This is a genomic window from Campylobacter concisus (assembly GCF_003048375.1).
In the GTDB taxonomy this organism is placed as follows: domain Bacteria; phylum Campylobacterota; class Campylobacteria; order Campylobacterales; family Campylobacteraceae; genus Campylobacter_A; species Campylobacter_A concisus_T.
Window position 1 is genome coordinate 1,400,731 of the sequence record NZ_CP021642.1, and the last position, 14,901, is coordinate 1,415,631.

At 40.8% G+C, this 14,901-nt stretch carries 15 protein-coding genes; 7 read left to right on the forward strand and 8 right to left on the reverse strand.

All coding sequences use genetic code 11. From position 1 onward, the window contains the following. Positions 1-6 precede the first annotated feature (6 nt). A complete protein-coding gene (locus tag CCS77_RS06980) occupies positions 7-1,392 on the reverse strand; it encodes a DUF4139 domain-containing protein (protein WP_107916971.1) in 1,386 nt (461 codons plus the stop codon). A gap of 109 nt (positions 1,393-1,501) precedes the next feature. On the opposite strand from CCS77_RS06980, the gene rpiB reads away from it, so the two are divergent. From rpiB to ychF, 6 genes are read left to right on the forward strand one after another with little or no spacing between them, the layout of a single operon-like run. Further along, complete coding sequence (gene rpiB, locus CCS77_RS06985) at positions 1,502-1,945, forward strand: ribose 5-phosphate isomerase B (protein ID WP_021086444.1); 444 nt, start codon at positions 1,502-1,504, stop codon at positions 1,943-1,945. Then, positions 1,942-2,274 carry a hypothetical protein gene (locus CCS77_RS06990; RefSeq protein WP_002939538.1) on the forward strand — a complete coding sequence of 111 codons (333 nt, stop codon included), beginning with the start codon at positions 1,942-1,944 and terminating at the stop codon, positions 2,272-2,274. Before rpiB ends, CCS77_RS06990 begins: the two co-directional genes overlap by 4 nt. Positions 2,275-2,294: 20 nt before the next feature. Next, positions 2,295-2,843 carry an adenine phosphoribosyltransferase gene (gene apt / locus CCS77_RS06995; RefSeq protein WP_107916972.1) on the forward strand — a complete coding sequence of 183 codons (549 nt, stop codon included), beginning with the start codon at positions 2,295-2,297 and terminating at the stop codon, positions 2,841-2,843. Position 2,844: 1 nt separating this feature from the next. After that, entirely contained in the window at positions 2,845-3,450 is a 606-nt protein-coding gene (locus tag CCS77_RS07000; RefSeq protein ID WP_021083652.1) for a DedA family protein, read from the forward strand. After that, positions 3,431-4,882 (forward strand): leucyl aminopeptidase, encoded by a 1,452-nt coding sequence (locus CCS77_RS07005; protein ID WP_107916973.1) that lies wholly within the window; start codon positions 3,431-3,433, stop codon positions 4,880-4,882. The genes CCS77_RS07000 and CCS77_RS07005 overlap by 20 nt, the downstream gene beginning before the upstream one ends. Then, the gene (gene ychF / locus CCS77_RS07010) at positions 4,882-5,985 is read left to right on the forward strand and encodes a redox-regulated ATPase YchF (RefSeq protein ID WP_107916974.1); all 1,104 of its coding nucleotides are present in this window, start codon (positions 4,882-4,884) and stop codon (positions 5,983-5,985) included. Before CCS77_RS07005 ends, ychF begins: the two co-directional genes overlap by 1 nt. Positions 5,986-6,321: 336 nt before the next feature. Here ychF and CCS77_RS07015 read toward each other — a convergent pair whose 3' ends face one another. Next, positions 6,322-6,540 (reverse strand): hypothetical protein, encoded by a 219-nt coding sequence (locus CCS77_RS07015; protein WP_236635256.1) that lies wholly within the window; start codon positions 6,538-6,540, stop codon positions 6,322-6,324. A 269-nt stretch (positions 6,541-6,809) separates the two neighbouring features. Further along, positions 6,810-8,081, reverse strand: a complete 1,272-nt coding sequence (locus CCS77_RS07020) for an anthranilate synthase component I family protein (protein ID WP_107916975.1) — start codon at positions 8,079-8,081, stop codon at positions 6,810-6,812. Between the two features lie 143 nt (positions 8,082-8,224). Here CCS77_RS07020 and CCS77_RS07025 point away from each other — a divergent pair, with 143 nt between their 5' ends. After that, positions 8,225-8,965, forward strand: coding sequence for a sulfite exporter TauE/SafE family protein (locus CCS77_RS07025; protein ID WP_107916976.1), 741 nt, complete (start codon positions 8,225-8,227; stop codon positions 8,963-8,965). A 28-nt stretch (positions 8,966-8,993) separates the two neighbouring features. On the opposite strand, the gene CCS77_RS07030 is transcribed toward CCS77_RS07025, so the two are convergent. Genes CCS77_RS07030 through CCS77_RS07050 form a run of 5 tightly spaced genes read right to left on the reverse strand, consistent with a single transcriptional unit; the run spans position 8,994 to position 14,837 of the window. Then, positions 8,994-10,454, reverse strand: a complete 1,461-nt coding sequence (locus CCS77_RS07030; protein WP_107916977.1) for a class I SAM-dependent methyltransferase — start codon at positions 10,452-10,454, stop codon at positions 8,994-8,996. Beyond that, positions 10,454-11,533, reverse strand: coding sequence for a phosphoserine transaminase (serC, locus tag CCS77_RS07035; RefSeq protein ID WP_107916978.1), 1,080 nt, complete (start codon positions 11,531-11,533; stop codon positions 10,454-10,456). The genes CCS77_RS07030 and serC overlap by 1 nt, the downstream gene beginning before the upstream one ends. Before the next feature lie 2 nt (positions 11,534-11,535). Next, the gene (gene xseA, locus CCS77_RS07040; RefSeq protein ID WP_107916979.1) at positions 11,536-12,702 is read right to left on the reverse strand and encodes an exodeoxyribonuclease VII large subunit; all 1,167 of its coding nucleotides are present in this window, start codon (positions 12,700-12,702) and stop codon (positions 11,536-11,538) included. Next, positions 12,695-13,417 (reverse strand): bifunctional demethylmenaquinone methyltransferase/2-methoxy-6-polyprenyl-1,4-benzoquinol methylase UbiE, encoded by a 723-nt coding sequence (gene ubiE / locus CCS77_RS07045; protein ID WP_021086011.1) that lies wholly within the window; start codon positions 13,415-13,417, stop codon positions 12,695-12,697. The genes xseA and ubiE overlap by 8 nt, the downstream gene beginning before the upstream one ends. A gap of 13 nt (positions 13,418-13,430) precedes the next feature. Then, positions 13,431-14,837, reverse strand: a complete 1,407-nt coding sequence (locus CCS77_RS07050; protein ID WP_236635257.1) for a CHAD domain-containing protein — start codon at positions 14,835-14,837, stop codon at positions 13,431-13,433. Between the last annotated feature and the right edge of the window lie 64 nt (positions 14,838-14,901).

Below are 14,901 nucleotides of genomic sequence, written 5' to 3' on the forward strand. Positions count from 1 at the left end.
TTTGCTCTAAATTTTTGGCTTTGTGATCTTATAAGAGTACTCTTTTTTAAATTCCTCTTTTGGCGCAAGGCTAAATTTAAGCTCCACCTTGCCATCTTTGCTGATATCTTTTTTATCAAAGCCCTTTATCTCAACCTTTACCGCCTCATCAGCAGATACTGGCACGCGGTCAACCAAAGTGACATCGACACTTTTACTTGAGTTATTTTTGACACTTATCTCATAGCCCTCTTCGCTTATGCGATCCTTACCAAGAAACGAGCTCTTTTTAAATTTATTTAAGCGCTCTTTTTTAAGCTCGATTAGCTCGTTTTGTCCTAAAAATAGCTGAGAGGGCTCATCTTTAGCTTTCATCTCAAACTCGCTTGGACTGCCAACACTCACGCCATTAACGTAAAACTGCGTTTTAGCTGGAGTTAGATCATCATTTAGCTTAAGGCTAGCCACGTTATATGCCTTTAGCGAGCCGTAAAAATCAGCAAAAACGCTAAAATTTGCGTCCATTTTTTGCGTGTCGTAAGTTATATATTTGCTCTCGCCTTTTGCTAAATTTATCCCATCTATCTTCCAAATTTTGGCAAACTCATTCTCATCTCTTTGCACACGCATATCAGCGACCTCAGCGGCGACTTTCGCGGCTCTTAGCATATTTTTTGAAGTGCCGTAACCATCAGCCTCTGCCTCACTCTCCTCATACCAAGGGTAAAATTTACTTGGAGCAAGCGCCTTTTGATATCTGGTCGGATAGATAGCGAGTTTTAAATTTTTAACTTCACTTGCAAAAGGGTTGGTGAGTAAAATTTCTTGTTTTATCAAGATATTTTTGTTTTTTGTATCTGCGTAAATTTCATTTAGCGTCTTTGGGGCCTCATCATCCATATATGAAAGCGTCGCCTCTTTTGGGTCACAAGCAAATTTCATATCAAGCTGCAAAAATCCAGCCATCTCGCTCTTTGGCTCATTTTCTTTAAGCGCTTCAAGCTCACTTTTAGCAGCTGAAATTTTCTCGATATTTTCTAGGCTAAATTTATAAAACTCATCAGCTCTTTTTGTCACATCGTTACTTTTGTTTTCTTCTACTAAAGCTTGTTCTATAAACCTACCTCTTGCATTTAACGCCTCAAGCTTGTTGTTTAAATTTGCAACTTCTTGCTTCCATTTTATGTAACTTGGGCTATTTTCTTCGCTGATCTTTTTTAGATAAGCATTCGCGTCACAATCCCCATTTATCGTGACGTTCTCACTCTGCACACCCTCTGGCACAAAGGCGCTAAAAGAACTATTTGCGTCACTAAATTTTTGAGTGATGATGGTTTGATCTGTGTAGATCTCTATTAGATTTTCATTTGCAAAGGCTAGCGTAGAAGCCGCTAAAAAGAGCACTTTTTTCACATTTTCTCCTTTAAATTTTTGGTAAATTATAGCTTCATTTTGGCTGAGAGTAAAATTTTATTTTAATGCAACTTTGACTATAATCAACAAAAAATTTAACGGACTTTTCATGAAGATAGACAAAGTTTTCTTAGCTAGCGATCACGCTGGTTTTGAGCTAAAAAACGAGCTTAAAGAGGCTATTAAAGGGCTTGGATACGAAGTGGTTGATCTTGGCACAAACGATAAAAATAGCGTTGATTACCCTGATTATGCGCATTTGCTAGCGAGCAAGCTTGAGCCTAACTGCTACGGCGTGCTAGTTTGTGGCACTGGCATAGGCATATCAATAGCTGCAAACAGGCACGAAAACGTAAGATGTGCCCTTTGCCACGACGAATTTACCGCTAGACTTGCAAGAGAGCACAACGACGCAAATGTGATCGCTTTTGGCGCAAGGGTTATTGGCGCAGGCGTGGCTATCTCGGCGGTTGAAGCCTTTTTAAAGACTGAGTTTGCAGGCGGCAGACACGAAAGAAGAGTCAAAAAAATAGAGCTTGAGGCAGGCAAATGATAGGCGAGTGGATCGTTTTTACCGCTCTTGTTTGTGCTGCGATCTACCTAACCGTCATGGTTTTTTACTTCAAAACGCTTCTAAAAAAAGAGCGTGCGACAAAAGATTTTATGAAAAATAACCTCCAAGATACCGAGGTCGTCATAAGAAAATTTCAGATCCAACTCCAAAGAAGTCTAGGCAACATCGACATCTTAACAGACGAGCTAAACAAAACTAAAAACGACGTAACCTCACTTCGCACAAGAAACTCCCAGTACCGCCTAGAAAACGACAAGCTAAGACAACGCATACGTGAGCTTGAAGGCAAGATCGAAGCGCTACTATAACCTCAAATTTAAGGAAATTTATGAAAATTTTAGATCAAAAAGGCAAAGAATTTTTACTAAACTCTATTCGCTGCATAAACGACTTTCCAAAGCCTGGCATAGTCTTTCGTGACATCACGACGCTACTAAACAACAAAGAGGCATTTAACTTTTTGATAGATCATTTGGTGGCTAGATATGAGGACGCAAAGATTGATTACATCGCTGGCATCGAGTCTCGTGGCTTTATCTTTGGCGCGGCGCTTGCAGCAAGGCTAAGGCTGCCTTTTGTGCCTATTCGCAAGCCAAAAAAACTGCCTTTTATCACACTTTCTCAAAAATATAGCCTAGAATATGGCGTCGATGAAGTGCAAATTCACATCGATGCTTTTGGAGAAAAAGCAGGCGCAAGAGTGCTTTTATGTGACGATCTCATAGCCACTGGAGGCACTGCAAAGGCTTCAGTTGAGCTTATCAATCAAACTAACGCAACCTGCGTAGAAGCGTGCTTTCTCATAGATCTAGTCGATCTAAAAGGTAGCGAAAAGCTAAAGCCGCTTACTAAAATTTACAGCGTTTTAGAGGTTTAGAATGGAAGAGTTTTTTATAGAACTGCTTAAAGAGTACGGATACATCATACTTTTTGTCTGGTGTATCATGGAGGGCGAGATGGCCTTAATAATGGCTGGAATTCTCGCTCACACCACACACATGCACATCGCGCTTGCTATCTTTGTGGCTGGACTTGGAGGCTTTGTGGGAGATCAAATTTACTTCTACCTTGGCCGTTACAATAAAAAATACATCGCAAAAAGGCTTCACACGCAGCGGAGAAAATTTGCAGTGGCGCACATAATGCTGAAAAAATACGGCTGGCCGATCATCTTTTTGCAACGCTATATGTATGGCTTTCGTGTCATCATCCCGCTTTGCATAGGACTTACTGGTTATGACGCTAAAAAATATGCCTTTATAAATTTGATCAGCGCTTGGTGCTGGGCGGCGATCACCACCATACCTGCTTGGATACTTGGCGAGCATATATTAGTGCTGCTTCAAAAAGCAAAAGAGCACTGGTATGTCGCTATCCCAGTGGTTGCTATATTTATGGGGCTTTTGATCTATACATTTAAGCGCATCGAAAATAAAATTTTAAACGAAAGGAGAGACAGAAGACATGCAGTTTCAAATAGTTGATAAAAAATTAAAAGATATAAAAGCTGATATTGAACTAATTTTCGTAGTAGATAAGGACTTAAAACATAAATTTATAGGTGATAAAGAGGCTATTAAATTTAACAATTACAAAGGCGAGAGCATCCTCATCCTAAGCGAGGCAAAAAGGGCTTACGTGCCACTTTCTAAGCTTGATCTTGACGAGCTTAGAGTTGCAGCTGCTAAAGCTTATAATGCACTAAAGTCACTAAACATTAAGAGCATAAAGCTAGCTTCTTACGTAGCGGAGTGCCAAAAACTAAACTTTGAAGCGCTAGCTGAGGGCTTTTTGCTTGGGAGCTATGAATTTAACAAGTATAAAGAGAAAAAAGAGAAATACACCCTAAAAGAGATCATCTTTTCTACTGAAGAATTTTCTGGTAAAAAGGTCGATCTAAAGGCAGCAAACGAGGGCTTTAAAGAGGCAGAGATAATAGCAAGTGCTACAAATTTCACAAAAGATATCGTAAATGAAATCCCAGAAATTTACACACCGCAAAAGATGGCCGAGGATGCTTTAAATTTAGCCAAAAACATCGCCAGCATAAAGTGCGAGGTCTATGACGAGAAATTTCTAGCTAAAGAGAATATGAACGCATTTTTGGCTGTGAACCGCGCAAGCGTGCATAAACCAAGGCTCATCCACCTAACCTATAAGCCTAAAAAGTCTAAAAAACGCATCATCTTTGTTGGCAAAGGCTTAACATACGATAGCGGCGGACTTAGCTTGAAGCCGGCTGATTATATGCTAACAATGAAGTCAGACAAAAGCGGCGCAGCAGCAGCACTTGGCATCATAAAAGGTGCGGCGGAGCTAAATTTACCATTTGAAATTCACGCCATTTTGGGTGCTACTGAAAATATGATCGGCGGCAACGCCTATAAGCCTGATGACGTGCTTATCTCAAGAAGCGGCGTTAGCATAGAGGTTAGAAACACCGATGCAGAGGGACGTTTGGTGCTGGCTGACTGCCTAAGCTACGCGCAGGACTTTAAGCCAGACATCCTAATCGACATGGCAACCCTAACTGGCGCTTGCATCGTGGGACTTGGCGAATACACAACAGGCATCATGGGCAACAGCGAGAGCTTAAAAAGCGAGTTTAAAAACAAGATAAAAGATAGCGGTGAGCTAGCAACTACGCTTGATTTTAACCCTTATCTTAGCGAGCTTATCAAAAGCCAGATCGCAGACGTTAGCAACTGCGCCTCAAGCAGATATGGCGGCGCGATCACGGCTGGCATGTTTCTAGCTAAATTTATCAAAGATGAGTATAAAGATAAGTGGCTACACCTTGATATCGCAGGTCCAGCATACCGCGAGAAGGCTTGGGGATACAACCAAGCAGGTGCGAGTGGAGCAGGAGTTAGGATGAATTTATACTTTTTACAAGCACTTAGCAAGGAGAATTGATGGGACTTTCAGTTGGAATAGTAGGCCTACCAAATGTGGGCAAATCAACGACATTTAACGCACTTACAAAGGCGCAAAACGCCGAAAGTGCGAACTATCCGTTTTGCACTATCGAGCCAAACAAAGCCATCGTGCCAGTGCCTGATAAGCGTCTAAATGAACTTGCAAAGATAGTAAGTCCTAATAAAATTCAATATTCAACCATCGAATTTGTTGATATCGCAGGCCTTGTAAAAGGGGCAAGTTCTGGCGAGGGACTTGGCAATAAATTTCTATCAAACATCAGAGAGACCGAGCTTATTTTGCATATCGTTCGCTGCTTTGAGGATGAGAACATCACTCACGTCGAGGGTAGCGTCGATCCAGTAAGAGACATCGAGATCATCCAAACCGAGCTGATACTAGCTGATATCGAGCAGCTAAATAAAAAGATAGAAAAGCTCACAAGAGAGGCGAAAGCAAACGCAAAAGGCGCAAAAGAGGCACTTGAGATAGCAAATTTACTCCTTGCTCACTTAAATGAAGGCAAAAGTGCAAGTAGCTTTGAGCAAAGAGATAGTGAGGCATTTTTGGCACTCAACAAAGAGCTAAGACTTCTAAGCGCAAAAGAGGTAGTTTATGGCGCAAATGTCGATGAAGAGGGGCTTAGCGAAGATAATAAATTTGTAAAAGCACTAAAAGAGTATGCTAAAGCTTCAAACCACGAGGTGATCAAGCTTTGTGCTAAGGTCGAAGAGGAGCTAATAGGCCTAAGCGATGAGGAGGCACACGAGTTTTTGGCATCTCTTGGCACGAGTGAGAGCGGCCTTGAAAAGATCATCAAAACGTCTTTTGCTAAGCTAAATTTAATAAGTTATTTTACTGCTGGCGTCGTTGAAGTAAGGGCTTGGACGATCACAAATGGCTGGAAAGCACCAAAAGCAGCAAGCGTCATCCACAACGACTTTGAGAGGGGCTTTATCAGAGCTGAAGTGATAAGCTATGATGACTACATCACACATGGCGGAGAAAACGGAGCCAAAGAGGCTGGCAAGATGAGACTTGAGGGCAAAGACTACATCGTTCAAGATGGCGACGTGATGCACTTTAGGTTTAATGTCTAAATTTAGCCCTTTTTGGGCTAAATAGCTAAAATTTGCGCATTAGATATTTAAGCCTTGGACTGCAAGGCAAATTTAAATTTTTATAACAACTTAATAAAATATCTTTTAAAAAATACGATAAGTCGTAATCTTATATCTTATTAATATATTTAAATGATGTAAAAGCTATCGACTTAGTAAAACAAATACGAGCTTTATATAGATGAGCCAATCAAATCTTAATCCTAGAGAAATTTTGGTAGATAAAATAACGCGCTCATCATCTTTTACAAGCCTTCATACCTATAATATTTTGAAGTATAACTCATATATGAATATATAAAATGCTTAGCGTATTTATTTTATAAGCCTGATCGCCTCAGTAAATTTTAGCTCTTTATTTTCCAAAGAGGTTAAATTTGGTCGTATCTTTTTCGCTAAGTATAACGATAGTTGAGCCAAGCTTGAAATTCCTAGACGCTCGCCCTTTTTGATGTGTATTTTTTCATACTTATAAATTTGCGTAAAATTTGCCACCACATTTGTCTGGATGCGCTCATCAAAGCTAAATTTCATCTTGCTAGCGTTTAGTGTGCCTACGAAAATATGGTCGTTAGATATGATAAATTTATCTTGACATTAGTTATTCTTTTTAAAGCCGAACAACAAAAATTTGCTTTTGCAGATTGATTTAAACCTTGTAAATTTAATAAATTTTATCTCGCTTTATTTTGCAAATTCTTTTTATTGTCCCTATGCGCCATAAAACATGCACACATAAAAACAAAAATCGTTATGGCTAGGATCAAATTTTGCCCTGGCACGAAAACTCCTGATTTGCAAATTTAAACCTCTTTTGCGCTGTTTTTAAAGACATTTACCACACTGGCTCGTTTGTGGCAAATTTCAGCATACTCTTTTTCGCTCTTTGAGTCATAGACTATGCCAGCTCCAGCTCCGACAAAGACGTCGCTAAAGCCGTTTTTTGCTGGCACAAAGATGGCTGAACGGATAAGGATAGCAACCTGAGCATCGCCATTAAAATGCAAAAATCCAATGCCCCCGCCATAGATATTTCGCTCAAAAATTTCAAGCTCATTAATTATCTGCATCGCTCTGATTTTTGGCGCACCACTTAGCGTGCCAGCTGGGAAGATGCTAGCTAGCACGTCAAAAAGGTTAAGCTCCCTAGCGCACTTGCCATAGACGTCGCTCACGATGTGCATCACTTTTTCAAATTTCTGGATATGCATCGCATTTTTTACCCCCACGCTCTTTGGCTCTGAGACTCTGCCGATATCATTTCTAGCAAGATCGATTAGCATCTTATGTTCAGCTAGCTCCTTTTCGTCGCTTAGTAGCTCATTTTCAAGCGCCACATCAGCGTTTGCATCGCCGCCTCTTGGTCTTGTGCCTGCGATCGGTGCTACAAAAATTTGCTCGCTTTTCATCTCAAAAACAAGCTCAGGCGACGAGCCGACCACATCACCATAAGGCGTAGGAAAATGAAACATATATGGGCTAGGATTTGCGTTAGCTAGCTTTTTGTAAAAGTCCAAACTGCTCATATTTGTTGAAATTTCAAGTAGCTCTCCAAGCACCACCTGAAAGACGTCGCCACTTCTTATGTACTCTTTTGCCACCTCAACCATATCCTCAAAGTGTTTCTTTTCGCTACTAAGATCAGTTTTTATGCTAAACTCACAATCTTTTTCGCCCTTATGCTCTGCCTTTAAATTTAGTAAGAAGTCATAATACCTCTCTTTATCTCCATAAAAAGTGTAAATTTTACTCATCTTATCAAAGTGCAGATATGCTTTTGCGTCAGCGTAGATAAATTTTGGAAATTCATACTTTTTAGCCTTCTCTTCGCCGATATACTCAAAGTATCTCACGCCGTCATATGCAAAGACGCCAAAAAGTCCAGCAAAAGGTGCGAGTGATCTGTTACGGTTAGTATCAAAGTAGCTTCTAAGTCCGTAAAAGTCCATATCTTTTTCGTCGATATATTCGCAGTCGATGCCGATTATCGTTTGCGTCTTGTCTTCAGCAAGGTAGCTATTTTTAAATTTCTCTCTGATCGCTTCATAATAAAAAAGTGGTTGTTCTAAGAGCATATTTTTCCTTTTAAATTTTTATTGATTATAAAAAATTTTCGCTTTTACTTTTTAGAATTTTGGCTAAATTTTTAAATTTACCCCTTTTTACTATTTTTTTAAGAGCCCCTTGGCTAAAATTTGCGCCAGTCGAGGGAGAAAAAATGCTTTTTGTAGAACTATTTATAATCGGTATCGGCGTTGGTTACATCGCTGGGTTTTTTGGCATCGGTGGCGGCACGGTCGTCGTTCCTATCATGGTCGCCTTTGGATACGACGTGAAAACAGCCATTGGCATAAGCGTCATGCAGATGATCTTTAGCGCGACGTTTGGCTCATATCTAAACTACAAAGCTGGGCTTTTAAAGCTAAATCGTGGCGTCTTTTTGGGGCTTGGAGGCTTGGTTGGAGCTAGCTTTAGTGGCATCATCGTATCGCACGCGCCTGCACTTTTACTTGAGTCTATGCTACTTGCGACATTTGTCTTTTCGCTTGTAAAACTATACTTTTCGCCAAACAGCGACGGCTCAAATGCGAATAATTCGCTCTTTTTGCTATTTTTAGTTGGCGTTTTTGTTGGCGTTTTTGCCATTAGCATCGGCATCGGCGGAGGCGTCTTTATCGCTCCTATCTTGGTTGGCTTTTTACGTTATGAGCTTAAAAAAGCCGTTTCTATGGGTGTATTTTTCGTTATGTTTGCAGCCATTGCTGGCTTCATCTCACTCTCACTAAATGGTCACATCTCATACGCTGAGGGCACATTTTTAGGTCTTGGCTCGCTAATAGGCGCATACTTTGGCACCAAAAAGACGCAACATACCGACAAAAAAACACTTAAAAAATGGTTTTTGGTCTTTTACATAGCGATGATATGTTTGATATTAAAAGATATGTTTTTTGAGTAAGAGCATGGCTAAATTTGCCACGCTCTTTTTAAATTTCTTCGAAAAAGTAAGCTTCGCTTAGTTTAAAAGCAAGCTCTTTTAGCTCATCTTCGCTTAAATTTACGCTCTTTGCGATCTCTTTAAGGCTGGCCTTGCCGTCAAATTTCAATGCAGCCTTGATCTCTTCAACGCTTAAACTAAGCTTGCCATTTAGCTCGTTTGCCAAAGATATGACTGGTGAGCTAGCCTCCAAAAAATACCCAAGATAGGCCGCAGCTCTAGGCTTTAGCCTAGTTTTTTTAGGCTTATAAGCAAGTGCAGCAAGCTTTGAGGATGAAATTTTGGTGTTTTGATCGTTTAAAATTTCAAGTAGCCCCATAAAGGCTTCGCCCTCGCTCTCACCAAGTGCGGCCTTTACTCCACTTAAATTTAGACTTTGCGGATAGGCTTTGCTTAAAATTTCTTGCGTTTTTGTCCTTGGCTGCTCGCTAAAGTAGGTAAAATAAATCCTATCAAGCTCGCTCTCTCCAAGCACCGCGTCAAAGTCATCAGCGCCACCAAGCCTTTCTTTGTGCGCGATGAGACTCTTTCTAAAAGATCTATTAAACAAAAAGTCGTTTAGCTGCTCTTTTTTGATGCGAGTGTTGTAGCTTTGCTCGATGTGCGCGTCAAAGCGATATATCCCAGTCGAGCTTGCAAAGATATCATTTAGTGAGGCGTCTATGACGTAGCAAAGCCCGTGTTTATCGATGTGCCTAGCAAATTTATGAAAGTAAGTTGGCTCGTTGCTCGCTTCCAAAAAGTCGTGCAAAATGTAATAATCACTCCCCTTTGCGATGATGCCTTGCAAGAAATTTAGCTGTGTCAAAAGTAGCTTCATACTATCTTTATAGACGACGTCGCTTTGGTTTTGCAGGCTAAATTTCAAATAATCCTGCAAGAAATTTAGCTCATCTTTGACGTGAGAAAGTGCTTCTTTGCTCTCCTTGCCAGCGCTTGCAAAGAGCATGAAGTCTCTTAAGATATCAAGGCTCTTCCAGCCTGGGTAGGTGTTATATGAGACGTAGGCGATGCCATCTTTGCTAAGTAGCGCTTTTATCGTAGCTAGCAGCGCGTCTCTTACGTTTGGGCTCACCCAGCTATAAACGCCGTGAGCGATGATGTAGTCAAACTCGCCAAGCTCTTTTATGTCGTGCTCATTCATGTGCAAAAAGTCACGCTCAAGAAGGGTGAAATTTTTTAAACCCATCTTCTTTGCGATCTTGTTGCCCTCTTCTACTTGGTGGCTTGAGATGTCGATACCAACGACCTTTGCCTCTTTGTGAGAAGCTGCAAATGGCAAGATATTGCCGCCGTATGATGAGCCAAGTTCAAGCACTCTAGCATCTTTTAAATTTGCCACCTTTAGCCCAAGAAATTTAGCCACCGCCTCTATCCTAATGGGCGAGCAGTCGCTAAATGCAGCTGAGAAATAAGGAATTTCGTCGTAAGCTTTTTTTGCCTTGTTCATCAGCTGTGCTTTCTAGCAAATTCTCTCATGAACTCGCCAAGTTTCTCAACGTCGCTTTGACTAACGGCGTTATAGATAGAGGCTCTTATGCCGCCAAGATGTCTGTGACCTTTTAGCCCTAGCATGCCCTCTTTTAGCGCTTCTTCGACGAAAACTGGCTCAAGCGCATGATCTTTTGGTATCGTAAAGCTCACGTTCATGTCTGACCTGCTTGATTTTTTAGCGTGACCCACGTAAAAGCCATTTGAGCTGTCTATGATGTCATAAAGTGTGCTTGCTTTTTTGGCATTTATCTTCTCAACCTTGGCAAGTCCGCCAAGATCTAGCAGGTGCTGCATGGTTAAATTTAAGAGATAAATTCCAAAAGTTGGCGGTGTGTTGTAAAGTGAGTTTGCCTCTACGTGCGTTTTGTAGCGCAAAAACATAGGGACATTTTGGCTACTCACGCGATCAACTAGGTCTTTTCTTAAAATGACGATAGTCACGCCGCTTGGGCCTGCATTTTTCTGAGCGCCGCCGTAGAGCAAGCCGATACTGCTAAAATCAAGCGGTCTAGCAAAAAAATCGCTCGAAGCATCGACAACAAGGGGCGATTTGGTCTTTGGCATAGCCTTATACTGCGTGCCATAAATCGTGTTATTTGAGCAGATGTAGGCGTAGTCGGCGTCATCGCTAAATTTAAACTCAGGTATGTAAGAGAAATTTTCATCCTCGCTGCTTGCGACGACATCCACATTTACGCCAAGTACTTTTGCCTCTTTGATGGCTTTGTTTGTCCAAACGCCAGTGTTTGCATACTCGGCCCTGCCACCTTGATATAAATTCATCGGTATCATGCTAAATTGCAAGTGTGCGCCGCCTTGCAAAAATAAAATTTCATACTCATCGCCGATGCCGTAAAGCTTTCTTATCTTCTCCATCGCTCCAAAGTGGATCTCCTCAAAGGTCTTGCTTCTGTGGCTGATCTCCATGATCGAGTAGCCCTCGCCTCTGTAGTCGGTAAATTCGGCCTTTGCGTGCTCTAAAACATCTAATGGTATCGCGCTTGGGCCTGCGCTAAAGTTGATTTTTCTACTCATTTTTACTCCTTGATAATTGCTTTTTTATGTGTGTTTTGCGAGATAAGCTCGATCTCATCATTCAAATTTAAATCCCTAAGATCAGCCCTCTTGCCATCTTTTCTAACCTCGATAAGCCCCTTTGTGCTCTCAAAAAAGAGCTCCCTCATCTCATAAGCCTTCTCAAGCGAGCCAAGAGCTGAGCTAAGAAGCAAGAGCTTTCTTTGCACGGCGTTTGTTAGGGCATTTTGCTTGTTTGCCACCTCACTAAATTTTAGCTCGATCCTAGCTTTTAGGGCGTTTGATGAAAATTTAGAAAGTAGTAAATTTAGCAGATTTTGCTTCTTTGTGATCTTTAAATTTAATGCGCTATCAAGATCGTCGCTGAGCCTATCAAGATACTGGAAAAACGCCTCTTCATCAGGCAACAGATCAAGCATGGCTGCACTTGGCGTAAGCGATCTGCGGTCTGCTACAAAGTCACTTATAACATAGTCGATCTCATGTCCGATAGCGCTTATGACTGGCGTTTTTGTAGCGTAAATTTCGCGAGCTAAGCCCTCGTCGTTAAAGCACCAAAGATCCTCTTTGCTGCCGCCTCCTCTAGCTAAAACGATCACATCAACGCCGTATTTATCGGCTCTGCGCAAGGCTTTTATAAGCGAGCTTGGAGCACTTTCGCCCTGTGTTAGTGCGTCAAATATATAAATTTCACTTAGCCTCCAGCGGCTCTTTACTACCTTTAGCATATCCTGAAGTGCAGCTGAAGTGGCGCTTGTGACAAGGGCTATTTTCTTAGGTAAATTTGGTATCTCTTTTTTTGCGCTGATGTCAAAAAGCCCCTCATTTTCGAGCTTTTCTTTAAGCTGTCTAAACGCAAGCTCAAGCTCGCCCTCGCCATCAGGCAGCATCGCGCTAGCCACTAGCTGATACGACCCACTTGGCGAATAGATGGTCACTTTGCCATAAATTTTGACCTTCAAACCCTCTTTTGGCAGGAATTTCACCTTTTGGTTATTCATGCGGTACATCACAGCTGAGATACTTGACTTTTCATCCTTTAGCGTGAAGTACCAGTGCCCAGAGGCGTGCTTAGTAAGGCGCGAAATTTCGCCACTTACCTCGACGTAGTCAAGTGTCGCTTCAAGCAGTGCCTTTGCTTTTTCGTTTAGCTCAGATACGCTAAGCATTGATCTCTTTGACCTTTTTAGCGATAAATAGCGTCGAGATATCCATGCTAAAGCCCTTGCAAAGCTCTATCTCAAAGCCAGCTTCAACTAGCTCGTCGCAAAAACTCTTTGCGTCTAAGAAATTTTCGATCGAGCTTGGCAGATACTCGTATGCCTCTTTGTTTTTCGAGATAAAGCCGCCGATACTTGGCAAAATTTTACTTAGGTAAAAATCTCTTAGCGCAGTTATAAAGCCCTTTTTCTGGCGTTTGGTAAATTCAAGCACGACGACGTATCCGCCATCAGCCAAGACCCTGTTAAACTCCCTAAGCGCAGCCTTTCGCTCGACCACGTTTCTTATGCCGTAGCTTATACTTAAAATTTGAGCCTCGCCGCTTGCAAGCGTTGTATTGTCAGCGTAGGCCTCTATAAATTTAAAATTTGGAAATTTCGCCCTCGCCTCTTTTAGCATGCCACTTGATGGATCGATGCCAGTAAGGCTTTTCACCTCTACGCCAAATTCTTTTGAAATTTCACTCCAAAGCCCCATCATATCGCCAGTGCCACAAGCCACATCCACGATATTTATGCTTTTATTTTTAAAAATTTCTAGCATATATCTGCAAGCAAATTTCCTCCAACTCACATCCACGCCAAGGCTTAGCACCCTGTTTGCGACGTCGTAAGTCGGAGCGATCTGGTTAAACATATCAACTATTTTTTCTTGTTTTTGCATAAATTTTAGACCTTTATATGTAGTAAATTTTTAAATTTCGCGAGATCTTGCGAGTTGCTTTTATAAATTTAAGCCGTTTTTTTAGTATCTCTTCTCTGGTTTTGTAAATTTGTTTGTAGATTTTACTCTCAAGTTTTTCTTTACCAGCAGCCTCTGGCAAGCGCTCTAAGATGCCAAGCCAGACATCATAGTCTTGAAGCGCACCAAAGATCTCTTGCATATCTTTTAGCCGCTCTTCATACTTTTTAAGCCCGTCAAAATAAAAAATCTCACTCAAAAACTCGTAAGTGTATCTCACCTTTTTAAGCTCGATCCTGATCTTGTGAAAGCTCTCGTTTGGGCAGTCTTGATCTAGGCTTTTTAGCCTCTTTTGTGCCAAAACTAGAAGCGTTCTTAGCTTAAACGAGCCAAGTCGCGAAAGGCTTACGTCAAAGAGCTTTGATCTATAAAACTCGCCCTCGTTTAAAAATATCTCCCACTCTTTTAAAAATGCGTAGTTTTCCTCATCGCTAAGATAGCTTTTAACGTTTTCATACTCTAAATTTAGAGCCTTTTGCACAAAGTAAATTAGCTCATTTGCATGCTTTTGCTCACTTAAAAAGCCTAAAAATATGTCTAAGTCTCGCTTTTTGTTGGTTGAGTTTGCCAAAATTTTAAAATTCTCTCCAAAAAAGAGCGTCACTTTTTCATCAAAAACGCCGTTAAAAATTTTAAGTAGCGATCTAACTTTTCTTAAATTTACTCGCAGGTTGTGCAAAATTTCTTCGTCGTGATCTTGCAGATAGTCGCTCTTTAGCCTCTTTATCTCTTTAAAGATGTTTAAAAACAAAGCTCTAAGCGCCTCGCCACTTTTTAAATTTGCAGCAAAATTTGGCGAAATTTCTTTGTTTTTAAAGACATTGTAGGCTCTTTTATAGTCGATTTGTTCATTTTCGTTTGCGTGAATGGCAAGAAATTTGTTTTTATATCTTTTATCGCAGGTGACATCAGCTTGGCAAAACTGCTCCAAAAATGGTGGCAACTTAAAATAGACAGCCTCGTTTTCATCACTAAATTCGATTTCGAACGTGCAAAGTCCATTTAAGCTATCTTTAAAAACATCGATGTTGCAGGGATTGTTGTTTAGCCGAAAAATGTATCTATCTTTTGTGATGACATGCCCGATGCGGTTTTTTAGAGCCTTTTTAAACTCCGCCTTTTCGCAAAATTCCTCGTTTTCTTCTCTTATAAGATCTTTGCCAACCTTGATCGTTTTTATAAATTTATCCTCTTCGCTTCTGAAGCGGATCTCTTCATTTTGCGTGATCTTGGTGTAAAACTGAGAAATTTCAAGGTGCTTAAAAACTACTCCAGCCTCTTTTAGAAAATCTAGAATTTGAGAATTTTTGAGTAAAAATTTACGCTCTATCTCCAAACCCACATTTTTCTCCGAAATTTTTTGTTTATTTTAGCGAGTTAGTGCTTAAAATAATGAGAAAAAGCTA